Origin of the sequence: Pseudomonas sp. NPDC090592 (assembly GCF_044769185.1) — a bacterium.
GTDB lineage: Bacteria > Pseudomonadota > Gammaproteobacteria > Pseudomonadales > Pseudomonadaceae > Aquipseudomonas.
Map to the genome: position 1 here is coordinate 1 of NZ_JBIVXJ010000031.1, position 23,844 is coordinate 23,844.

At 55.9% G+C, this 23,844-nt stretch carries 15 protein-coding genes; 11 read left to right on the forward strand and 4 right to left on the reverse strand.

Annotated features, from left to right (window positions below):
- Window positions 1-138 precede the first annotated feature (138 nt).
- The gene (locus ACIQUI_RS22975; protein ID WP_403202945.1) at window positions 139-900 is read right to left on the reverse strand and encodes an SDR family oxidoreductase; all 762 of its coding nucleotides are present in this window, start codon (window positions 898-900) and stop codon (window positions 139-141) included.
- A 177-nt stretch (window positions 901-1,077) separates the two neighbouring features.
- On the opposite strand from ACIQUI_RS22975, the gene ACIQUI_RS22980 reads away from it, so the two are divergent.
- Window positions 1,078-2,079, forward strand: coding sequence for an NADP-dependent oxidoreductase (locus ACIQUI_RS22980; protein WP_403202947.1), 1,002 nt, complete (start codon window positions 1,078-1,080; stop codon window positions 2,077-2,079).
- Window positions 2,080-2,751: 672 nt separating this feature from the next.
- Complete coding sequence (locus ACIQUI_RS22985; RefSeq protein WP_403202949.1) at window positions 2,752-3,027, forward strand: DUF3077 domain-containing protein; 276 nt, start codon at window positions 2,752-2,754, stop codon at window positions 3,025-3,027.
- Between the two features lie 234 nt (window positions 3,028-3,261).
- Here ACIQUI_RS22985 and pyrF read toward each other — a convergent pair whose 3' ends face one another.
- A complete protein-coding gene (gene pyrF, locus ACIQUI_RS22990) occupies window positions 3,262-3,963 on the reverse strand; it encodes an orotidine-5'-phosphate decarboxylase (protein ID WP_012271070.1) in 702 nt (233 codons plus the stop codon).
- 183 nt (window positions 3,964-4,146) lie between these two features.
- Between pyrF and ACIQUI_RS22995 the strand changes: the two genes are divergently transcribed.
- Window positions 4,147-4,314 carry a DUF2897 family protein gene (locus tag ACIQUI_RS22995; protein WP_403202952.1) on the forward strand — a complete coding sequence of 56 codons (168 nt, stop codon included), beginning with the start codon at window positions 4,147-4,149 and terminating at the stop codon, window positions 4,312-4,314.
- Window positions 4,315-4,433: 119 nt separating this feature from the next.
- Here ACIQUI_RS22995 and ACIQUI_RS23000 read toward each other — a convergent pair whose 3' ends face one another.
- Window positions 4,434-7,511, reverse strand: coding sequence for an NACHT domain-containing protein (locus ACIQUI_RS23000; RefSeq protein ID WP_403202954.1), 3,078 nt, complete (start codon window positions 7,509-7,511; stop codon window positions 4,434-4,436).
- A 333-nt stretch (window positions 7,512-7,844) separates the two neighbouring features.
- Window positions 7,845-8,180 carry a ComEA family DNA-binding protein gene (locus ACIQUI_RS23005; RefSeq protein WP_403202956.1) on the reverse strand — a complete coding sequence of 112 codons (336 nt, stop codon included), beginning with the start codon at window positions 8,178-8,180 and terminating at the stop codon, window positions 7,845-7,847.
- A gap of 686 nt (window positions 8,181-8,866) precedes the next feature.
- Here ACIQUI_RS23005 and wecB point away from each other — a divergent pair.
- The 8 genes from wecB to ACIQUI_RS23045 are packed head-to-tail and all read left to right on the forward strand — an operon-like array spanning window position 8,867 to window position 23,814.
- A complete protein-coding gene (wecB, locus tag ACIQUI_RS23010; RefSeq protein ID WP_403202958.1) occupies window positions 8,867-10,009 on the forward strand; it encodes a non-hydrolyzing UDP-N-acetylglucosamine 2-epimerase in 1,143 nt (380 codons plus the stop codon).
- On the forward strand, window positions 10,006-11,268 hold the full coding sequence (gene wecC / locus ACIQUI_RS23015; protein ID WP_403202960.1) for a UDP-N-acetyl-D-mannosamine dehydrogenase: 1,263 nt from the start codon (window positions 10,006-10,008) through the stop codon (window positions 11,266-11,268). Before wecB ends, wecC begins: the two co-directional genes overlap by 4 nt.
- Window positions 11,269-11,281: 13 nt before the next feature.
- Window positions 11,282-17,362, forward strand: coding sequence for a glycosyltransferase (locus ACIQUI_RS23020; protein ID WP_403202962.1), 6,081 nt, complete (start codon window positions 11,282-11,284; stop codon window positions 17,360-17,362).
- 7 nt (window positions 17,363-17,369) lie between these two features.
- Complete coding sequence (locus tag ACIQUI_RS23025) at window positions 17,370-19,067, forward strand: DUF6270 domain-containing protein (protein ID WP_403202964.1); 1,698 nt, start codon at window positions 17,370-17,372, stop codon at window positions 19,065-19,067.
- Between the two features lie 20 nt (window positions 19,068-19,087).
- Window positions 19,088-19,531: a hypothetical protein gene (locus ACIQUI_RS23030; protein ID WP_403202966.1), complete on the forward strand. Its 444-nt coding sequence runs from the start codon at window positions 19,088-19,090 to the stop codon at window positions 19,529-19,531.
- Window positions 19,532-19,574: 43 nt separating this feature from the next.
- On the forward strand, window positions 19,575-21,314 hold the full coding sequence (locus tag ACIQUI_RS23035) for a hypothetical protein (RefSeq protein WP_403202968.1): 1,740 nt from the start codon (window positions 19,575-19,577) through the stop codon (window positions 21,312-21,314).
- Window positions 21,311-22,552 carry a glycosyltransferase family 4 protein gene (locus ACIQUI_RS23040; protein ID WP_403202970.1) on the forward strand — a complete coding sequence of 414 codons (1,242 nt, stop codon included), beginning with the start codon at window positions 21,311-21,313 and terminating at the stop codon, window positions 22,550-22,552. The genes ACIQUI_RS23035 and ACIQUI_RS23040 overlap by 4 nt, the downstream gene beginning before the upstream one ends.
- Entirely contained in the window at window positions 22,549-23,814 is a 1,266-nt protein-coding gene (locus ACIQUI_RS23045; protein WP_403202972.1) for a glycosyltransferase family 4 protein, read from the forward strand. The genes ACIQUI_RS23040 and ACIQUI_RS23045 overlap by 4 nt, the downstream gene beginning before the upstream one ends.
- Window positions 23,815-23,844 lie beyond the last annotated feature (30 nt).

Sequence of the window (23,844 nt, forward strand, 5' to 3'; positions counted from 1 at the left end):
GGCTGGCAACCATGGCCTGACAGGTTCGGCACGTTGCAACAAATGTGGGAGCGGGCTTGCCCCGCGAAGCGCCGCGCGGGCGGCGCTCGATCTCATAAGCGCTGAAGATGCAAAGGCAAACACCCCAGCTCATGCCCCTCAAATCGCCGTAGCCCCACCATCCACCGTCAGGCAATGCCCGGTAGTAAACGCCGCACCATCACTGCACAGGTACAGCACCGCGCTGGCAATCTCCTCGACCTTGCCAATACGCCCGACCGGGTGCATGGCGGCGGCGAACTCGGCCTTGCGGGGATCGGCCTCATAAGCCCGGCGGAACATGTCGGTGTCGATAACCGCCGGGCACACGGCATTCACGCGGATGCCCTTCTTCGCGTACTCGATGGCCGCCGACTTGGTCAGGCCAATCACCGCGTGCTTGCTGGCACTGTAGATACTCATCTTCGGCGCCGCCCCCAGCCCCGCTACCGAGGCAGTATTCACGATCGCCCCACCGCCTTGTGCCAGCAGCAACGGCAGTTGGTACTTCATGCACAACCACACACCCTTCACGTTGACGCCCATGATGGCATCGAACTCGGCTTCGCTGCCTTCGGCCAGGCGGTGTTGCTCTATTTCGATGCCGGCGTTGTTGTAGGCATAGTCCAGCCGGCCATAAGCCGCGATCAGGCGCTCGTGCAGCTGGCGCACATCGGCGTCGCGGGTAACGTCACAGGCGATGAACAGCGCTTCGCCACCCGCCGCCTGAATCAACGCCACGGTAGCTTCGCCACCGACCGGGTCCAGGTCTGCCACTACCACTTTCAGGCCCTCACGGGCGAAGGCCAGGGCGGTTGCCCGGCCAATGCCGGCGGCAGCGCCGGTAACCAGGGCTACCTGGCCAGAAAAGGTCATGCTCATCGCGTGCTCCTGTGAAGGTCTGGTGGGGTTCAGAGCATAGTCAGGCACCGCTTGGCCGGGCAGCATCATCACCCCACCGGTTGGGCTACCATGCTTGTCAGTGATGTTAACCACCTGCCTACATCAACAAGGTAGATTGAACGCCTGATTCCCTCCACTGCCCACAAGGACCCCGCCATGACCCAGACCAACCGCCGCTTCCTGCTCGCCAAACGCCCGGTCGGCGCCGTGCGCCGTGACGACTTCACCTTCGAAAGCGTGCCTGCCGAACAACCTGGCGAAGGCCAGGTACTGGTGCGCAACCTGTACTTGTCGCTGGACCCGGCCATGCGCGGCTGGATGAACGAAGGCAAGTCGTACATCCCGCCCGTGGCCCTGGGCCAGGTGATGCGTGCGCTGGGTGTGGGCGAGGTGGTTGCCTCCAATAACCCTGCCTTCAAACCGGGCGACCACGTAAGCGGCGCGCTTGGCGTGCAGGATTACTTCACCGGCGAGGCACAGGGCCTGCACAAGATCGACCCCAACCTGGCGCCCCTGCCGCGCTACCTGTCGGCGCTGGGCATGACCGGCATGACCGCCTATTTCGCCCTGCTGGACGTTGGCCAGCCAAAGGCCGGCGACACTGTGGTCATCTCCGGCGCGGCCGGTGCGGTGGGCAGCATTGTCGGGCAAATTGCCAAGGTCAAAGGTTGCCGCGTAGTCGGCATTGCCGGTGGCGCCGAGAAGTGCCAGTACCTGCTGGACGAGTTGGGCTTTGACGGGGTGATCGACTACAAGGCCGAAGACGTGCTGGCCGGCCTGAAGCGCGAATGCCCGAAAGGCGTGGACGTGTACTTCGACAACGTTGGCGGCGACATCCTCGATGCCGTGCTGACCCGCATCAACTTCAAGGCCCGCATCGTGATTTGCGGCGCGATCAGCCAGTACAACAACAAGGAAGCGGTGAAAGGCCCGGCTAATTACCTGTCGCTGCTGGTGAACCGGGCGCGCATGGAAGGCTTTGTGGTGATGGATTACACCAAGGATTATGGCAAGGCTGCGCTGGAGATTGCCGGCTGGCTGGGCAGTGGGCAGGTGAAGAGTAAAGAGGATGTGGTGGAGGGGCTGGAGACGTTCCCTGAGACACTGCTGAAGCTGTTCAGTGGGGAGAATTTTGGCAAGTTGGTGTTGAAGGTTTGATTGCAGATTGCGTTTGGGCGTTTAGGCGCATGCCTTGGGCTTTGCACCGCCGGTGAAATCGAGCGCCGCCCGCGCGGCGCTTCGCGGGGCAAGCCCGCTCCCACATTTGTTGCAACGTGCCGAACCTGCCAGGCCATGGTTGCCTGACTTGGTGCAGGTCTTGAGACAGGTGGGGCGGCATCAATGCCCACATCGAAGGCCAGTCATGCTAACAAAGCTGACAACCATGGCCTCACAGGGATGGCCACGTTGCAACAAATGTGGGAGCGGGCTTGCCCCGCGAAGCGCCGCGCGGGCGGCGCTCGATCTCACAGACACTGCCGCACTTGAGCCGCACACCTGTTAGCCCCTCCACAATCGTCAGACTTTCCTGAACCTTGCCCCCACCCCTTCAGTTCGGCCCAGCAAGCGAACTATCCTACACAGCGGTCAGAAGCAGCTGAATTGTCGGGGAAATGCCCCAGGGATAACTTCACCAGGTCGCCGTGGTGGTGACCGGGTGTGAGAACCTGTTGCGAGTTAGCTGGCTTGCCTGTCATGGCAGTCGTACGCGGGCAGACTTCGGTCTGGCCGAGCTTTGTAGCTCCCTCGGTTTCTCACCCCGTGTACGACTGCCGCCCTGGTCCGTGAGAAAGATTCGCGTGGCAGTTCCACTTATCAGGAGCTAGTGCCATGAAAGACAACAACCACTCCCCCATCTTCACTGCAGGGATCGAAACCTTCCTCGAAGCCGGCAACCCCACCCTGGACCTGCTGCGCGTCCAACCCGGCGTCCCGATCGATGATGCCTACGAGCACGTCTCGGTCCTGCTGGGCTACTGCAAGCACCTGGTCCGCGAAGGCGACATGGAAGACGACCACAAGTTTCTGGGCTCGGCCGATTACCTGCTGGCCATGGCCAAGGCGCTGATGAACGACATCGAGATTGCCAAGAACAAGCGTCACTGACGGCCAGCGCCCCTCCCCTGTGGGAGCGGGCGAGCCCGCGAACACGGGCGAAGCCCGTGCCATCCACCGCAGCGCCTGCTTCGCGGGCTCGCCCGCTCCCACCTGGACCGCATCGCCCACAAGCCAGGTAGAGGGCCTGTAGAAGCAGCCTTGTATTATGAAGAGCTCATGCAAGACACAGAAACAAAAAAGGCCAGCACTCACGTACTGGCCTTTTTCGTCAACGCGGGCTACTTACCCACGAATCTCCGCCACCACCGCAGCCAGCGCCTGCGCCGGGTCCGCAGCCTGGCTGATTGGCCGGCCAATCACCAGGTAGTCCGACCCGGCATCCAGTGCCTGGCGCGGGGTGAGGATACGGCGCTGGTCATCCTGCGCGCTGCCCGCCGGGCGAATACCTGGGGTCACCAGTTGCAGTGACGGGTGCGCCGCCTTCAGCGCCGGGGCCTCCAGTGCCGAACACACCAAACCGTCCATCCCTGCCTTCTGTGCCAAAGCCGCCAAGCGCAGCACCTGCTCCTGCGGGTCGACATCCAGGCCAATGCCAGCCAGGTCTTCACGCTCCATGCTGGTCAGCACGGTCACGCCAATCAGCAACGGCTGCGGGCCGCTGCGCTTGGCCAGCTCTTCACGGCAGGCGGCCATCATGCGCAGGCCACCGGAGCAATGCACGTTGACCATCCACACCCCCATCTCGGCAGCGGCCTTTACCGCCATGGCGGTGGTGTTGGGAATGTCGTGGAACTTCAGGTCCAGGAACACTTCGAAGCCCTTGTCGCACAGGGTTTCGACAATGCCCGAAGCGCTGCTGGTAAACAGCTCCTTGCCAACCTTTACCCGGCACAGCGCAGGGTCAAGCTGGTCAGCCAGCTTCAGGGCGGCCTCACGGGTAGGGAAATCCAGGGCGACGATCAGGGGCGTCTGGCAGGCGGACATGGGCAGGGTCTCTTGGCAAGTCGAAAACGGCGCGCATTGTAAACGAAGTAACGCAGGCTTTGGGGCCCGCGGGTCACGGAATTGGCCCGGCACGGCCTGGCTCCTATAATTGAACCATTGGAACGGGCAATTGCTCAAAATTCGTACAAGCGTTGCCCATTACCCCACGCAAGGAGAACGACAATGCCCTGGTATGCCTGGCTGACCCTCATAATAGCCCTCGGCTCCATCGTCGGTGGGCTGATGATGCTGCGCGACACGGCAAAAAAACTGCCCCTGACCGATGAGCAGCTGCGCAAGGTGCATGAGCGCAATGCCGAGGCCGATGCCAAGGATGCGCAGGATCGGTAAAACTTTGGCCTGATCGGTCCACGGGTCAAAACGCCCCGGCTCCACGGTGGGGAGCCGGTGATCAGGCGCCAAATTTCAGCGCCATGAAAAATGGTGACCGATAACAGTCAAAGCACGGCTCAGCGATCCAAGCCCAACCACCGTTCTTCGAGGCGCGCCAAGGCTGTGATCGGCTCTCCCAGGCCGACTGACAATTTGAAATCAGCAGGCCATTCTCCGGTTACGCCCACGCGGTCTACCTCAAGGCGTCGTACATACCGCAAACGACCGTAATCTGTGAGCAGTTCCCCCATGACTCGGGCGATCTCAGCACGTATGACCTTCCCTGCGAATACCTGGCTGGCTACGGTCCGGCGGTCAGTGAACATCCTCCGCACCTCTTTACCGAAATGATACATCTGAAACAAACCGACTAACGCGACAACCACAGCGATGGTGCCAACAACATAAGTTTCATAGGCGGCCAACAAGTAGATGACGAATGCTACCAAGCCACCGAACACACCTAAAATCGCACCAATGATCAGTAACATCAGCCAAAAATCCCGACTGACAACAGCCTTGAACAGCGAGCGGAGGGCATTGCTGACAAAGAGGCAATCAAGCACCAAGACCGCACAGATCACGCAAGCTGCCCAGTACACCGCCGGATAGCCATCGCACCCACTATACAGACACCCCGTCGCAGGACTGGTCGATGGCATAAAACCTACTATGTACAAAACAGCTAAAGCCATAAATACGGCGAACATCATATTGCGCATATAAAAGGGTAAACCCGTCCAGTATACGGACCGAAATACTGACCTGGCCGTAGTACGAGTTATCATTTTCATGTCTGGTGTCGCCGAGCCATGCATGACCGCTTTCAGTTCTGCGAATGAAGGAGCTTGACCTGCCGCACTGATACCCAACGCGTTCAGCAATGAAAGTGCAAAAATCAGGGGTGAAATGAAAAGCAACGCAATGGCAGCCATGAGTGACACCTGCAGGTTTCTGACCCTGAGGCGGGCAATCGCATGCACCCCCTTGAGCGCTTCCGATAAAGACAGGCCCAGTAGAATCCCTTTGCGCTCGCGCCAGAACCTAAGGTCAGGAATTGCGAGCAAATACGTTACGATCACCTGCTCCAAAGCTGCTTCCACCCGTGGCAAGTGTCGACACGCCCTGAAGGCCGTCTCCTGCAACCATTCATTGCCGCCTGTGAGCGCCAGCGAGAGCATGGGCACTGTTTTCGCCTCAGGCAGCAAGCCAGTCGCTTCGAGGCAGATCTTGGCCAGAATCAGATTGTCACCGCTCTCGACATGCTCACCGACAAACGCATGAAGTTCAGCCTCAAACGACTGTACAGCCGCACGCCTGGAACAAAAGGCGTCAACCAGGAACCGCAAGCAGTGGATTGCACGCATCCGTTGGGTTTCCACATCGAAGCTGGTTTTGATCTCGTCCCAGCACAACTTGGCGATTCGCTCAGCTTCCTCAGGCTCACAGATTTGTGCATACAGCACCAGCGCGTCACGCCCCCTGGAGTCTGTAGGAATATCCGAAATCGGCGCTTCCCCAGGGTTTACCAGCAATCGTCGGGTTACAAAATACTCAAGAAAACGCCGGTGAACGAATGCGAAGGACTGCTCATCGCCCGTCGTCACCCGCGCGATTCGAATGCCGCGCAAGGTACTGATGATGACGTCGATCTTTTCCGATGCGAAATGGCTGCTGATATCTTTTACGGGTGCTTCAAGCCCGTAGGAGGACGTAGAAAACACGAACCAGGCGATTTCGGTGGCCAGGCTCATGAATTCGGCGATTGACACACCCGCCTCCTCAAGGCGCTGTTCGCGTCGCTTGAGCCGCTTTAAAATGTACCCCTCATAAATTTGCGCTTGATTGTCCGGCAGCCCAGCATTGTCTTTGACCCAGTCACCAAGCAACGCCATCATGAACGGGTTGCGCACCAACGGCACAAGGTCGCGACGCTCACTGAACAGCTTCACGCCTTTGTCCCGCGTGAAGCTGGCAAAACGCGACAAGCCATGCAGGACACTGGCCTCGGACAGCGGGCGAATTTCCAGGACTTTTTGCGCCAGGAATGACTGCGTGGGTCGGCGAAACACGCGCGAAGCCAAAATTCCCTTTGACGCCGGGTGGTCCGATATGAACCTGGAAATCACCCGCGACAAAGCGTCTACCACCTCTTCATCCTGGCCCGTGTCGAGCAATTCGGAAATCTCGTCGAAAGAGTCGAAAATGAAGAAGAACTTGCCGGCATGCCACAAGCGTTCGAAGTACTCGGTCACAAACCCTTCGAGGAAGTCGTCGTCTTTGGTGATTCTACTCAACACGAAGGCTTTCAGATCACGGAAATCGAAGGCGACCCGCTCGTTGTCATCGACGCGTTTTGGCACCCACTCCCGCAGGTTGATATAGATAGGGATGCGTTTGGTGGCGCTGACCTCATCCATCATGTCCAAGGCAAGTTTGCGCAGCGCGACGCTTTTGCCTGCACCTGGCACACCCAGCAGCAAGAATGACTGCAGCCGTTTGTCGACCTTGATCGCATCCTGTAGGTCCAGCACCTTTTTGCGTGTTGCAACCCCGTGGCTGGAAAGCACCTCAACCTCTGCTTCCAGCTCCGCATAATATTCAGGGTTCCAGTTGCTTTGGCGGTCGAGCGTGACGAGGTCGTTGCGCAAAATCGAGCAAAAAGCTTTCAGCTTCTTGTCGAAATTTTCCTCTGGGAAGTCGTCTTTCAGCGGCGACGAATCATTACCTGCGATGGTCTTGTCACGGGTAAAGAAGAATACCGTCAGTACCACCAGGTAATAGAAAACCAGCAATGACGCCGGCGTGGTCACATCAAGGTCAAGGTTTTTGACCCCTTCCGGTAGCCAGGCGGGCTGGTGCGAAGCCACTAGCGAAACGACAGCGGCACCCAGCTTGGTCGCCCATCCCCCCCACGCTGCAGTCAGGGCGACTGCGCCAAGCAGGCAGGCCATGCGAATTTTGTTGACGCCGTAGCCAGCGGGCATTACCAGCGGACGAAGGATCCATACCAGACCGCTAATGAAAATGGCCAAGCCTATCGCCAGCGTGCCTGATGCGAACACTGCCGTGCAGACCACGCCAGTGGCGATCACCAGGATACAGAGTACAAACTTATGGTTCTGCGACATCAGCGGTAAGCGTCCTATGCTCATGGATATTGAGTCCGGCGCGACTATACCGGTGCCTGAGGTGCTGGTCACTTCGCACAGCCATGGAAAACGGCACCTTGGTGCCCAGGTGCCAGTCAGTGGCGCAACAAAGACCCACAGGCGCTGCAAATACTCCGGCGAACAGGATAAGGCTGCAAAACGACCCCGCCCCACCAAGCTCGGATACAAAGCTACCAATTAGTTAGCATGCTAACGCATAGCAAGACAATAAAAATGCGACCCGTTGATTTTCAACAAGTTAAAGCGCCAAACCATTAAATCGTCAAACTTTAGTTACCAGGGCCAGGGCAAAAAATGCCCTAGCCCTCCCCCCTCTTAGTCCACCATCACCTTGTCCCGGTTACGCTCCAGCAACGCGTTACCAATCCCCTTGATCTCCAGCAGTTCATCCACCGAAGCAAACGGCCCATTGGCCTCGCGGTAGGCGACGATCGCCTCGGCCTTGGCCTTGCCTATCCCGTTGAGTTCCTTCTGCAAAGTCAGCGCATCCGCCTTGTTCAGGTCCAGCCGCGGCGCCGCCTGCGCAGGCGCCTGGGCCACTACCGGTACCGGCTCGAGCACCGCCGTGGCGCTGGCCGGTGCCGCGCTTAGGGAGAACGACAGGCTGGCGAACAGCGGCAGCAGCAGGTACGACAGAACGTTATTACGCATTGATGAACACTCCTTGGGTTGGTCATTTTCCAGCAGCTGTTTTCCTTCGGCTGCGCAATCAACCCTAGCGGTTCTGCGGTTATCCCAACAGGCACTTGGCCTGTTCAAACGTAACCAGATCAAACATTAAAAAAACCAACTTCGACCACCCAAAAATGATGGCGTTCCGCCATATTTCCAGTTAACTTCATGAAAAAAAGGCGATAGCAAATCGCCGCCAGGTAAATTCCCGTTTAAGCTGGCTTTCATTCAGACCAACCGCTGTTGTTTTTCCTACAAGCCTTGCAGGACAAGGCCTCCACCCGTTCGTCGCATACCTTGGTGATATTGATTTTGTTGGCATGATGCCTGAATAACATCAAACAATCGTTTTTATTGATTGTTTATACAAAAATAGGATCCAACCCATCGATATATTTAGGCAATTTCCTACGATCAGGGGAAAAATACGTGCCAGATGGGATGCCATATTGATGACAAAATGATAAATTCTCGGCCTTAGGACAACCGCTTCGCTTGAAGGATCCGAGCCGAATGAATTTTTTTTCACCTCCCCCACTGGCCTTGCCCGATTTCCATCGTGCCGCGCTAGCAGGCCACCCCCGGCCGACCTGAGTTACACCCGAGATCCTCGCCCGTAGCACCCGTTCCAACCGCCTTCACTACACTCATAGAAGACCGTCGCCGTGTCCCTCAAGACCCTCATCGTATTTGGCACCCGCCCAGAAGCCATCAAAATGGCACCGCTGGCCCTCAACCTTGCCCAGGACGACCGTTTCGAGTCGCGTGTCTGTGTTACTGGCCAGCACCGCCAGATGCTGGATCAGGTGCTTGAGCTGTTCGAGATCAAGCCCGACTACGACTTGAACATCATGAAGCCTGGGCAGGACCTGACCGATGTGACCACAGCCATCCTTCAGGGCCTGAAGCCAGTGCTGGCTGAGTTCAAACCCGACGTGGTGCTGGTGCACGGCGACACCGCAACAACCCTGGCCACCAGCCTGGCCGCCTACTACCAGCAGATTCCGATCGCCCACGTGGAAGCAGGCCTGCGCACCGGCAACCTGTACTCGCCATGGCCGGAAGAAGGCAACCGCCGCCTGACCGGCGCCCTGGCTGCCCTGCACTTCGCGCCGACCTCCACCTCGCAGGACAACCTGCTGCGTGAAGGCACCGACGCCGCGACCATCTACACCACCGGCAACACGGTGATCGATGCGCTGCTGGAGGTCGTCAAAAAGCTGGAAAGCCCGGCCCTGAAAAACCAGTTCGAAGCCCAGTTCAGCTTCCTGAACCCGGAGCGCCGCATGGTGCTGGTGACCGGCCACCGCCGCGAAAACTTCGGTGGCGGCTTCGAGCGTATCTGCCAGGCGCTGGTGCAAACCGCGCGTCAATTCCCTGACGTGGATATCGTCTACCCGGTGCACCTCAACCCGAACGTGCGCGAACCGGTGAACCGGCTGCTGGCCGACGTCAACAACATCCACCTGATCGAACCGCTGGACTACCTGCCGTTCGTTTACCTGATGACCCGCTCGTACCTGATCCTGACCGACTCCGGCGGCATCCAGGAAGAAGCCCCTGCACTGGGCAAGCCGGTACTGGTCATGCGTGACACCACCGAGCGCCCGGAAGCCGTGGCTGCCGGTACCGTCAAGCTGGTCGGCACCGACGTCGAATCGATCACCGAAAACCTGGCAAAACTGCTCACCGATGACGCGACCTACCGCGAGATGAGCGTCGCCCACAACCCCTACGGCGATGGAAAAGCGTGCGCGCGAATCCTCGACGCACTCTCCGCATTCTCCAACTCCAAGGACGCAGCATGAGCTTCAATAAAATTTCCGTCGTAGGCCTGGGCTATATCGGCCTGCCAACCGCTGCCGTTTTTGCCGCCCGCAAAAAGCAAGTCATCGGTATTGATGTAAACCAGCACGCGGTCGACACCATCAACCGTGGCGAAATCCATATTGTCGAGCCTGAGCTGGACATGGTGGTACACGCTGCCGTAACCGAAGGTTTCCTGCGTGCCTCCACCGTACCGGAAGCCGCCGACGCCTTCCTGATCGCCGTGCCGACCCCATTCATGGACGACCACCAGCCGGACCTGAGCTACATCGAGTCCGCCAGCAAGGCCATCGCACCCGTGCTGAAAAAGGGTGACCTGGTCATTCTGGAATCCACCTCCCCTGTCGGTGCCACCGAGCAGATGGCCTACTGGCTGGCACAAGCCCGCCCAGACCTGAGCTTCCCGCAAACCCACGGTGAAGACTCCGACATCCGCATCGCCCACTGCCCTGAGCGCGTACTGCCAGGCCACGTGCTGCGCGAGCTGGTGGAAAACGACCGCATCATCGGCGGCATGACCAAGAAGTGCTCCGAAGCGGCCGTGCGCCTGTACCGCACCTTCGTTGAAGGCGAGTGCATCATCACCAACGCCCGCACTGCCGAAATGTGCAAGCTGACCGAAAACAGCTTCCGCGACGTGAACATTGCCTTCGCCAACGAACTGTCGATCATCTGCGACAAGCTGAACATCGACGTATGGGAGCTGATCCGCCTGGCCAACCACCACCCACGCGTGAACATCCTGCAGCCTGGCCCAGGCGTAGGTGGCCACTGCATCGCCGTGGACCCATGGTTCATCGTCAGCCAGACCCCAGAGCAGGCGCGCCTGATCCGCACCGCCCGTGTGGTCAACGACAGCAAGCCTGAGTGGGTGATCGACAAGGTCAAGATGGCCCTGGCCAACTTCCTGATCAAGAACCCGGGCAAGTCGGCCCAGCAAGTGAAAATCGCCTGCTACGGCCTGGCCTTCAAGGCCGACATCGACGACCTGCGCGAAAGCCCGGCCCTTAGCATTGCCGAGCGCCTGGGCAATGAGCTGGAAGCCACCCTGCAACTGGTCGAGCCGAACATCGAAGCCCTGCCGCAGCGCCTGGCGCGCCACGAGCACGTGGACTTCGACTACGCCCAGGACAGCGCCGACATCCACGTGCTGCTGGTGAAGCACCGCGAGTTCCGCGGCACCTTCAACGTACGCGACGCGGCCTTTGTGATCGACGCCGCTGGCGTTACCCAGGCCTGATGGACCCAACCGCATGAACAACCCCACGCTTGAGAAACCTACCGTGAACACAGAGCTGCCTTCACCTTTGGCCGATATTCATGACCGCGTGATGGAAGCCTATTACGGCAAGCTTGGGGACCAGTTCATGCGGGAAACCCAGTCCCGCATCCACTGGATCTGCGCCCAGGTCAAAGGGCGCCGGATCCTGGATGTCGGCTGCTCGCAGGGTATCGTGCCCCTGCTGCTGGCACGTGAAGGCTGCCAGGTCACGGGTGTGGACACCAGCCCGCAGGCCATCGAAGAAGCCAAGGGTTACCTGGCTGCCGAACCGGCCCATATCCAGCAAAACGTCACGTACATCAATTCTGACTTCCTCGCGCTGGACACGCTCGAGGTTGAACCGGACACCGTTGTCATCAGCGAAGTGCTCGAACACCTGGTACGCCCGGAGCTGTTCGTGGAAAAGGCCAACGAACTGCTCAAGCAGGGCGGCCGGCTGGTGATCACCGTACCGTTCGGGGTCAACGATTTTATTGACCACAAGCACACGTTCTACCTGATGGAACCGTTCCGGCTGCTGGCCGAGTACTTGCAGATCGTCGAAGTGAAGATGCTGGGCAAGTGGCTGGGGATTGTGGCCGTCAAGAGCGAGGCGCATAAGCCGGGGACCATTGACTCGCTGACGGTTGAGCGTGTGCGGGAGCTGGAAAAGGCGTTTGAGTCGATTGAGCGTACTTTGCGTGGAAACCTCGGTGCCATTGGCAAACGGCTGGATGAAGCGAACAAGAAGTATCGCACTGCTACCGAGCAGATTGCCCAGCTCAAACCTGAGGCACAGAAGGCTGAAGCGCTTTCCAAGCAGTTGCAGACACGCGATGCGGATATTGCGAACCTGCAGAAGGCGAATCGCGAAGTTCTTGAGGCCAAGGCTCAACGCGTCCAGGAGCTTGAAGAAATTCGCCAGCGCCTGGATGAAGCTAACAAGAAGTACCGCGCTGCCACTGAGCAGATCGCGTTACTGAAACCTGAAGCGCAGAAGGCAGAAGCACTTGCGCTCCAGATCAAGCAGCGTCAGGCAGAGTTTGTAACGCTTGAGCAGTCGACGAAAGAGTCCCTCGACGCAAGTGTTCGCAATGTCCAAGAGCTCAGTGGCGAACTCGACGCTTTGAAATCTCAGCTGGGTGAGGCCAACCAGAAGTGCCTGACTGCCTCCGAGCAGTACGCACAACTTGAACAGCAGTTCGCAGCACTCGAAAAAGCCCGCCAGCAAAGCCTGGCCGAAACCGAGCATCGACTTAGCCAACTGCAGGCCCAGAATCATCAGACCCAAGATGAGTTGGACGCTGCGAATCTGGAACTGGGCAACCAAGCTCAACGCAATGCAGAGCTGAACGAAGACCTGCGACTGGCTGTAGGTCAGCAGCTGACGCTTGAAGAGCGGCTACAGACGGCGCAAGCAGATTTGGAAAAAGCTCAGCAAAACAATGATGCGCTGACAGGCCGCGTCGACCAGTTGAGTTCGGCGCTCGGCAAACGAGAGAGCGAGCTGGAGTCGTTGCAACAGCAATATCTCTCGATCGAAGAACAATTGCGTGAAACTGCCAAGCAGCGAGCCGCTGCCCAAGAGCTGGCGTCGAAAGAGACAGACAGCCTTGCCGCGCTCCAAGCTCAGCACCATGCACTGGAGAGCCAACTGCAGAGGCTTACCGACGCGCACGTGCAAGCAGAGAAAACCAACGACACCCATGTCGAAAATATTACTGCCCTCCATGGACGTCAGGCAGAGCTTGAGGCTGAACTGGAAAGCCAAGCACGGCAATCGAGCAGCTTGCTGGCCCAAAGCCAGCAAATGATTGACGACCAGACCAACATCAACGCGGCGCTGCGCACGCGCCAGGCTGAACTCGAAGCCGAAATGGAAAGCGAATTGGAGTATATGAAGGAATTGCAGGCTCAAAGCCAGCGGGCTAACGCCGCTCAGGCTGAAATCATCGCTCTGTTGAAAACACGGCAAGCTGAACTCGAAGTCGAGTTGAACGACCATCGGCAGGCCATGCACGAACTGCAGACCCAGAGCCTGCAGAACCACGCAGCACAGACCGACACCATTGCTGCCCTGCAGAACCGCCAATCCGAACTGGAAGGCCAGTTGCAAGACATGGGAGAGGCCCATGCACGTAGCGAGCGCGAACACGCCGCACAGGTCAACACCATCAATTCGCTGGTCGAACATCGCGGTGGCCTCGAGGAACAAATCCAGGCTCTGACTGCGGCCAACGCTCAGGCGGAAGAAACAAGTGCCGGGCAAGCAGATGCCATCGCGGCTCTGAATCAGGCCAAAGAGGCCCTTGAAGAACAACTGGCACTTGAGAGTGCCAGCCGCCAAGCGGCAGAGGCGAGCCTTGCTGCCACCAATGACCAATGGCAAGCACTGCGCCTGCAGCTGGAGAACGAGCTCAACTCGTCCAAGGCTGGTTTGGGTGCTGCCAACATGAAGTACCGCACGGTGACTGGCGAACAGATTCCCCATCTGAAGGCCAACCTCAATCAGTTACTTGAGCGCAGCGCGGCTCAACAGCGCAAGATTGATGAGTTGAACGCGAATCTGGAACGCGCCAATACTCAGCGTCACCTGGCCGAACAGCGCTTGGTCAAGACCCGCGCCAGTATGACTTACCAGTTGGGCTATCAGATCAAGAACAGCGCCAGTTCCTTGGGTGGCTTGGTGAAGCTGCCGGTGCGCCTGTTGCGCCTGTACCGCAAGGCCAACCAACAGCGTCAGCAGAATGAGCAAAAGCTGCTTTCCAACGAGCCGCTGAAGGCACTACTCCCCCCAGCACCTGTCGTACAGGACGAAAATTACCTGAAGCTACCTGCGGCCTTGCCAACTAGCGAGCAAGCCCGCACTACCCTGCTGCGCCAGGCCGATCAGCCCGTCAGCCGCCTGAAAGTGGCGTGTGTGATGGACGAATTCACTTTCGGCTCCTATCGCTACGAATGCGACCTGATGCCATTGACGCCCGCCAACTGGAAAGCCGAGATCGAGGGTTTCGGCCCGGAACTGCTGTTCATCGAATCCGCCTGGCGCGGCAAAGATGACCTGTGGGGCAGCAAAGTTGGCCACAACGGTCAGGAACTGCAGGACATTCTGGCCTGGTGTCGTCAGAACAAGGTTCCGACCGTGTTCTGGAACAAGGAAGACCCGGTTCACTTCGAGACCTTCCTGACCACTGCCAAACAGTTCGACCACGTGTTCACCACCGACATCGACTGCATTCACCGCTATAAAGGTGCACTCGGTCACGAGCGCGTCTACCTGCTGCCGTTCGCCTGCCAGCCAGCGCTGCACAACCCGATCGAACTGTACGAGCGCAAAGACGCCTTCTGCTTTGCCGGCGCCTATTACGCCCGCTACCCGGAGCGTACCCGCGACCTGGGCAACTTCGTCTGCGAACTGCCAAAGTTCCGCCCGCTGGAAATCTTCGACCGCAACTTCGGCAAGAACGACGTCAACTATCAGTTCCCCGAGGAATACCAGCCGTACATCGTCGGTACCCTGCCCTTCGAGAAAATCGACACGGCTTACAAGGGCTACCGCTACGCGATCAACCTGAACTCAATCAAGCAGTCGCAATCGATGTTTGCCCGTCGTGTCTTCGAGCTGCTGGGCTGCAACACCCTGACGGTGAGCAACTTCTCCCGCGGTGTACGTTTGCTGTTCGGCGATCTGGTGGTAACTACCGACAACGGCGAAGAAATGCTGCGTCGCCTGCAACTGCTGGCCGAGGATCCGCTGAACACCGACAAATTGCGGTTGGCTGCCCTGCGTAAAGTGATGCAGGAGCACACCTACACCCAGCGCCTCGAATACGTGATGAGCAAGGTGACCGGTACCGCCAAGGCCCAGCGCCTGCCAGAGATCGTGGTCATCGCCGAAGCGCAAGACCGCCAGCAATTCGACATGCTGCGTGCCCACCTGGACCGCCAGACCTACTCCCAGGTGCGCATGGTCATCATCAGCGACGCCTACCAGAGCAGCATCGTCAGTGACGACCCGCGCATTCTGGTGCTCAAGCCAGCCCAGTTGAAAAAAACCTCGCTGGGTGAACTGGTTGGTAATACGCCTTGGGTCGCCGCCTTCACGCCTGGCGACTACTATGGCCCGAACTATCTGCTCGATTTGGCACTGGCAACTCGTTACAGCAGTGCACAGCTTATCGGCAAGGCAGCGCACTTCACCTGCAAAGGCCAGAATATCGAACTGCTGTCGAACGAACAGGCGTACCGCCCGGCTCAGCAGCTGGCTGCTCGCCGAGCGCTGGTTGCAACTGAAATTGTTGCCGCTCAACCGTTGCTGAGCTGGCTGAAGAACCTGCCTTCATTGCAGTACACCCACGCTCAAGGCGTCGCCATCGATCCGTTCAACTATTGCGAAAACGGCGCTGCACACCAAGCAATCGTCAGCACCAAGGTCAACGATCTCGAACTGAACCTGGGCATGACTATCGAGCAGTTGCAGGCTCGCGCGCAGTCTATTGCGCCATTGGAAGTTAGCCATGACGCACCTGAGATCACTGGCCGCGGCCTGGCCGACATATTCGGCGTTGCTCGTAACAAGTTCCTCGATCTCTCGGTTGACGGCGATAACTGGCGCGTCTACTCCAAGCTCGCAGACGGCAAACACGAGTACATTTACGCGAAGCAGGAGTCCAGCCTGGAAGAGCTCGGTTGCGAAAACGGCAAACTGAAACTGTTCCTCGACTGCACCCCGGGCCTGAACCTGCAACTGGTCGTGTTGTTCCTCGATGCCGACAAGCAGCGAATCAGCCACGTCATGCAGTATGCCAACCGCAACCAGACCGCCGATGTACCGCCAGAAACTGCTTACATCCGCTTCGGTCTACGCGCCTATGCCGCCGGTAGCACCGACCTTAAAGCCTTGGTACTGGGTCATCGCAATCTACAGCCTTCGGAAATGATGGGGCGCGGCGAACACCTCCTGCTGACTAATCACTACCCGGCTTACGCAGACCTGTATCGCAACAAGTTTGTGCATAGCCGAGTGTCTGCCTATCAGCAGCAAGGCGTCGAGGTAGATGTTTTCCGCCTGCGCGACAACGAGACAGTCAGCTACCACGAGTTCCAGAACATCGACGTGGTAACGGGTTGCCGCTCTACCTTGGCGAAAATGCTCGAAAAGAATCGCTACAAGTCGATTCTCGTTCATTTCCTGGACGAGAATATGTGGAATGTGCTTCGCCCGTATCTGAACACCACCCAGATCACTGTGTGGGTCCATGGCGCTGAAATCCAGCCGTGGTGGCGTCGCGAATACAATTTCAGCACCGACGAACAACTGCACCTGGGCAAGCTGGCCAGTGACAAGCGCATGAGTTTCTGGCGCGAAATCTTGCAGCCGATGCACAAGAATCTGAAGCTGGTCTTCGTTTCGCGCTACTTTGCAGAAGAAGTCATGGAAGACCTTGGTTTCCGCCTGCCGGAAGGTCAGTACGAAATTATCCACAACCCAATTAATACAGAAAATTTCAGTTTCGTTCAGAAAGCACCGGAACAGCGGAAGAAGGTATTATCTATCCGCCCGTACACTTCGCGGACGTATGCCAACGACTTGACCGTCAAGGCCATTGAGCTTTTGGCAGAAAAACCATGGTTCGAGGATATGAGCTTCCGCCTTGTAGGCGACGGGCCATTGTTTGAAGAGACGCTTGCACCGCTGCGTGCTTACTCAAACGTGCACATTGAGCGCGGCTTCCTCAACCATGGGGAAATCGCCACGCTGCACAAGGAGCACGGGGTGTTCCTGTGCCCAAGCCGTATGGATACCCAAGGCGTATCGCGAGACGAAGCCATGGCCTCCGGCCTCGTTCCTGTCACAACTGCTGTGGCAGCAATTCCGGAATTCGTGGACAAGGAAAGTGGTTTTGTCGTCGAACCGGAAAGCGCCGTACAACTGGCCGAGGCTCTTGAACGCATCTATCTGGATCAAGCGCTGTTCTCCACCCTGTCGCGCCAAGCCGCACAACGTGTGCGCGGGCAGAGCGACTGGAAGAAGATGGCAACCCTTGAACTGAACACATTCCGAGACGTTTGAAGTAGATATGAGCAAGTCTTTGAAACATTACGTTTTCACCAACTTTGGCATCGGAATCAAGGATGAGCTGTGGTTGTCGTATCGGCTGGAAATTTTCACCAATACGGTCTTCCCGTCCCTCGCCAACCAGCGCAACAGAGACTTTGAGTGGACGATCTTCATTGACGAAGCTCTCCCGGTTTTGCACCAGGCGCGTCTTGAGGCGGCAATCACCTCGTCAGGCCTGAATGCCAAGACATTAAAGGTCAGTGACTATTCCCTGACCAATAAAGAAGTGTCCAAACTTCTGGCTGAAACGCGTGAGGACATCGTACTCACGTCAAGAATTGATGACGATGACTGCATCCATCAAGATGTAATAGCCACAATCCAACAACACGCGCGCTCGAAAGAGCATGCTGAAGACATGCTGCTGATCTCGCTCCACAATGGCCTTGAGTTTCTTCCATCCGATGACTGCTATCGAGCGGTAACATACGACACGCTGGCCCTTGCATTGACACTGGTCGACAAGACTCGTGGCACCAAGACCCGAAGCATTACTCAGTATGCTCATCACATGGTGGTCGAAACGCTAAAAAGGCAGGAAGTCAAAGCAAAACATATTCTGCTGAAATCCAAGCATCCACTTTATACGTACACCAAGCATCCATTGAGCGATTCCTATTTCTTCGGTGCGCGCGCAAGAATTTTGGGGGACACAAGCAAAACAACCGGGTTGAAGGAATCTCAGCTGCGTACGTTCGGCCTAAGTCAACAACGCCTTGATTTCCTTTCGGCACTCCTGAAGCAATCACCTATTGGAATGCCGCACAAGTACCTGGAAAAACTCGGTAACGTGCGCAACCAAATCAAAGTTGAGCTTAATAAGGGTACCGAGCAGCCCAATGCGAGTCTCGATGCATTGATGGCTAGAAAAGCAAGACTGGAGCGTACTGCAGTACGACCTAATCCTGCAGGCCCGCTCAAAGACAAGATTCGCGTTGCAATTCTTGGGTCACCGGCCACACGAGATTTGTTTGATTTCCAAAAAGGCGCGCTGGCCAATTTTGAAGTTTGCTTCTATATGGCACGAACTTCTGTTATTTCTTGGATGGCCCCACCGTGTACCGATCCCAGAGTTGCAATTGATGCATCCTCTTTTGAGGGCTCGTGCTCGCAACTGGACAAGATGAAGTCTCACTGGCAACTGCTAGAACAGTCCAGGCCGGATATCGTCATGATTGATTTCATTGACGAGCGCATCGGCATAGTGCAGCACCAGAACTCCCTCATGTCTGCCAGTGGCCCATTGCTGAAAGCACTAGAACGCAAAGGCATCGAGCATGAAATCAAGCGACCTTGGAGTGCGGAGGTCCAGCAACTTCGTGAGTGGGCGCTACCCGCATTCCTGGACCGAGTTGCCTCTATCTGCCCAAACATTTTTGTTCACAAAGCAACTTGGGCTGAAAACTACAAAACTGAAAATGCAGTTCAAAGCTTCAAGGGAGGTGAGTTTGAGCGCTTGATTGAGTTAAACAACTCGGTCATTGACCCAATGCTCGCCACACTTGAAGACTCGTCCACGGCTGTTGAACAAATCGGCGGCTTGGAAGCGGGGCTGGTCGCAGGTGGTGATCATAAGTGGGTGTTCACGCCCTATCATTACGACAGCACTTACTACAAAACAGTTGCCAAGCAACTTCTTGCACGAATCATGAGTTGATACAAAGGAATAATCGGAACATGAAAATCAAAACCGCTGCTCTACTCTCCCTGCTTGCTCTTGCCATTTCCGGCTGCGACCAGAAATCTAGCGAGTCCAAAGTCGATACTCAAGCAGCAGAGACAGTACAGCCTGCACAGTCCAAAGCTGAGCTGAATCTTGCCGATGGCTCGATTTTGCAGCTGAATGCAGAGCACATGAAGTCCTACGCCAAGCCCAACAGCGCAGGAAAACTGAGCATGCATGAATACAGCTACGCCACTGCTGACAAGCTGGCTGAGAATGACGTCTACATGCAACTGCAAAATGCAGGTTTCACTCGTAAAGTTATCAGCAACGACAGCAGCCAGTTTAAGGTCCAGTACTACAAGAAGGACCTGCCAGTTATCGGTGGCATTTACACAACTGTGACGGGCGAAGAGAACGTTGCAACAGTCGCAACTATTTACTGGCAAGAAAAATGATCCAACCAGCGTCGATTCACATTATTGAAAGAATCATCCCCAGATGAAGCTTCAGCATCATATAAAATCGACGCTGGGCTGGTGCCTGTCGATAGGCACCAAGCTCCTGCGGGTTGTGCCCTTCACGACTTTTACCGTGCAGGTCACAACCCTGGCGAGTCAAATTTTCTTGTTGCTCGCCTTTTTCCTGCCATTGAAGGTTATTATTCTATTAGGCTCGGAAAAGATACCCAACTACTTCCCCAGCGCACTCCAAGCGTTCAAGAAGAACCATTTAATTATATCACTCAGCGTGGCGGCGGCAGCATGCTACATCCTTTACTTACTCAGCGAAATCCTTATCGCTTATTGCTGCCGAAAGGGTGCGAAAACTCTATTAATTCGCAGCGCCAAACTGAACATGTTTGAAAATCAGGAAAAAATTGCAGCTTATGCATATTCCCGATTTACGCGCGCCATGGCAGCGGCGCTCTTCTTCACTATTAGCGCGCTTGTCCTCCTGGCCATTTACCCCAAACTACTAGTCGTTGTACTTGGCTATACGGCGCTTGCTACGTCGTTGTGCATAGCTGCGTACAACCGCAGCCCAAGGGCTAAAACTCAATTTCAACAAAATCACAGCAATATTCTTAATACCCTTTCGGCCACAGGATTTTTACTCAGCTTTTTTTGCCTAGTTGCCGATTTTCTGTACTTTCCACACCAACGCATCTTTCACGCAGTCATTGCAGTTTTGGTCATGCGCCAAGCTTTGCAGCGTTTGACCAGCATGGTACAAGATGTTGTAAGTTTGCGTATACAGCATCGCCAAATCAATGCGATGTTTTTCCAGTCCCAACCCTTACTGGAACAACGGCAAACGAACCAAGAACTAGAGAGGCTACTTAGCCCATCCAGCCGCGAAACCTGGGTAAGGTCACTACTGGACCAAGCGGGCATCGACACCAGTACAGGGCTGCATATCGGTTGGCATCAAATTGATGCTGTAGATGTCTACGCATTCCACATTACCGTGTTAGATAACGACACCCCCAAACAATACCTTGCCAAGCTTTTCGGCAACAACATTGCCACTCTAGCTGAACAAGAACGACTTCTACTTGAGCACCAGCCACATTTGCCGTCGATTGAATGGCTCGGACATCACCTATTACACGGAATTGATTGCCATCTTTTCCGCTTGGATGGCCACAAGAAATTGATCCGCCGTCAGATTGGTGATGGCGTCGTAGCGATCAATGAACAACTTCTCCGCTGCGAGCCGGCCAGTGAGTTACTTTTGCGTTTCAGCCGCACCCGCCCATACTTAGAACAGCGTTTAGACAAGGGTCTCATTGAGCCCCTGCGATTTGTGTGTTCCACCCCAGAGGAAGCAGATAAAGTCGAGCGCCTGCTCAATGCTTTCGAGTTGATTATTGAGAAACTCAGCCACCTACCGCGACAGATTGTGTCATTGGATATCACGTCAGAGGCCCTTCTGATCTCTGCCTCCCATCATTATCAACTTAGTCATTGGAGCAGTTGGCGTATTGAGGCGGCTGGATGCAACTGGCCTGTTGGCGAAAAAGAGCGCCTTTACCAAGCGATTGAAGCTGCGCGCACTCACCGCTCTAGTTTGGAAAATGTTGCTGCCAACGATGTAGTTTTGTCAGCCTTTATGTACAGTTTTGAAAGATTTCTCCTTAGGAAGGACTATCCAGCAGCCTTCAGGTTGCTGGACGACATTCTCGCCGCTGCTGCGACAGAAAGCTCCCTGGAAATCGGTCAGGAGTTCGTTCAATGAAAAAAGTCGCCATGATCGTCTGGAATGAGTTCCTTAATGATGCACGAGTGCTTAAGGAAGCACAGACACTGCAATACGCAGGCTATCAAGTCCGAGTTTTTGCCTTGCACACACCCGGGGTCACGCGGCAACAAGAGCGGCTGGATGGCGGAATTGAAGTCTTCCGTGTGGCTCGGAGCCCATTTTGGCGATTGCGCAAGCGCAAGACTGCTTCAGCCCCACAGACCAGTAACGGCCAAGGACCGATTGGAAAACTAGGTATCAAGCGCCAGCTATTGCGTCTTGTTGCTCGAGCCTGGACTCACGCAGCTCTGCTCATCTACATGGTCCGCTATCGCGCACATGTAGTGCACTCGCATGATGTTAATACACTGCCAACTGCCTGGCTGGCCTCTCGTATTAGTCGTGCACAGTTGGTGTACGACGCACATGAGATCAGTACCAGCCGTGAAGGTTACGACAGCTTCCGCCGATTGGTAGGCATGGTTGAAAAACGCCTTATGCCTACGGCGGCTGGCACCATCACGACCACAGATGCTCGCGCCAAGTATTTCGCTCGGGCGTACCAAGTCGCACGCCCTACGGTACTGCAGAACCGCCCACGGTTGACACACTGTGGCCCGACAAACAGGATTCGGGAAGAGCTTAGCCTTGCTGAGCCATGGCCAATTATTATTTATCAGGGCGGCTTGCAGCAAGGCCGTGGCCTCGAGAAACTAATTCATGCTGCGGCGAATGTGCCATACGCCTATTTTGTGCTTATCGGCGGGGGACGTCTGGCTCATAGCCTGGATCAGCTCATTGGAGAACTTGAGCTGCAAGACCGAGTACGCATCATACCCACCGTTCCACTGGCAGAGCTTCCCAGCTACACGGCCTCTGCTGATATCGGTGTACAACCCATCGAGAATACCTGCCTCAACCACTACACCACAGACTCGAATAAGCTGTTTGAATATCTGATTGCCGGACTGCCCGTAGTGGCCACTGACTTCCCAGAAATCCGTCGCATCGTCCGACCAAATGATGTTGGAGTGCTCGTTCCTGCTAATGACCCTTTAAGCCTCTCGCATGCTCTCAATGTTTTGGTTTCTGATGCCAGCTTGCGAGAGGCCTATGCAAAAAATGCTCGCTCGGCTGCGGGGTCGTTAAACTGGGAGGATCAGGAATCGCGGCTAATTGAATTATATCAACGGATTCTTTCTCCGGGGTCGCTCTTTCCGCAGGCAAGAACATGACCACACGGATCCTGTTACTGAGCTTCTACTATCCTCCGGACCTTTCTGCAGGTTCGTTTCGCGCCGAAGCGCTTGTCAATGCGCTTCGTGCGGAGCTTGGCGATCACGTTGAAATTGAGGTTGTTACTACACAACCGAACCGTTACCACTCCTTCACCGCTAATGCGGTGAGTATCGAGTGCTTGCCAAATCTGACAATCAGGCGAATCGATGTACCTGCGCATCGAAGTGGCATAAGAGATCAAGCGCAAGCATTTGCCAGTTTTGCCTTCAACGCCCTAAAGATCACTCGCAAAAAAAAATATGATCTCGTTTTCGCTACTTCTTCGAGATTGATGACTGCATCTCTAGGTGCGTTAATCGCAAAGCGCAATGGCTGCGGGCTCTATCTCGATATTCGTGACATTCTTGTCGACACCTTACGTGAGCTTTTGCCATCGCGCTGGGGGCAGATAGCTGCATCCGTCTTTTCTAAAATAGAGCGATGGACAATCAATCAGGCTACGAGAGTAAACCTGATTTCTCCAGGCTTCTTGCCTTACTTTACCACTCGCTATCCTGGCAGGGAGTTTACACTCTATACCAACGGTGTAGATGACCTGTTTATCGAACATGCAGATACGATTCAGCTGCCAGCTCCCCAAAAGCGGTCTGAACGATTGCAGGTTGTCTATGCAGGCAACATTGGAACTGGGCAAGGACTCCATCAAATTATTCCGGCGCTGGCCAAACGTCTGGCAGGTAAAGTCGACTTTCACTTGATAGGTGCTGGTGGGGCACTAGAGACATTGAAAAGAGCTCTTGAGCGCGGGCAAGTCGAGAACGTACGCATATCGCCGCCTATGAAACGGGACCAACTGCTTCGTGTTTATCAGCATGCGGATGTTCTTTTTCTACATCTCAACAACCTGAAAGCATTCCGACGCGTTTTACCTTCCAAACTTTTCGAATACGCTGCCACTGACAAGCCAATTTGGGGAGGTTTGTCGGGTTACGCTGGTCGATTTGCGCAAAAACGGATCAAGAATGCGGAATTATTCCCTCCATGCGATATTGATGCGGCTATCCTGGCATTACAGCGCCTGAAGATTCAAAAAACATCACGAGTCGATTTCGTCCAGCAGTTTTCTCGCCGTACAATCAAGAAAAAAATGGCGCAGGATGTATTACAAATATCGCCCAAATATCTTGCTCGCTTACCATACACCAGCTTCAGCACTTCATCCGAGCTAGTAGACGGTGATAAGCCATTAGAAACATGACAAAAATACAGCGCTTTAAAGCGTTCAAGC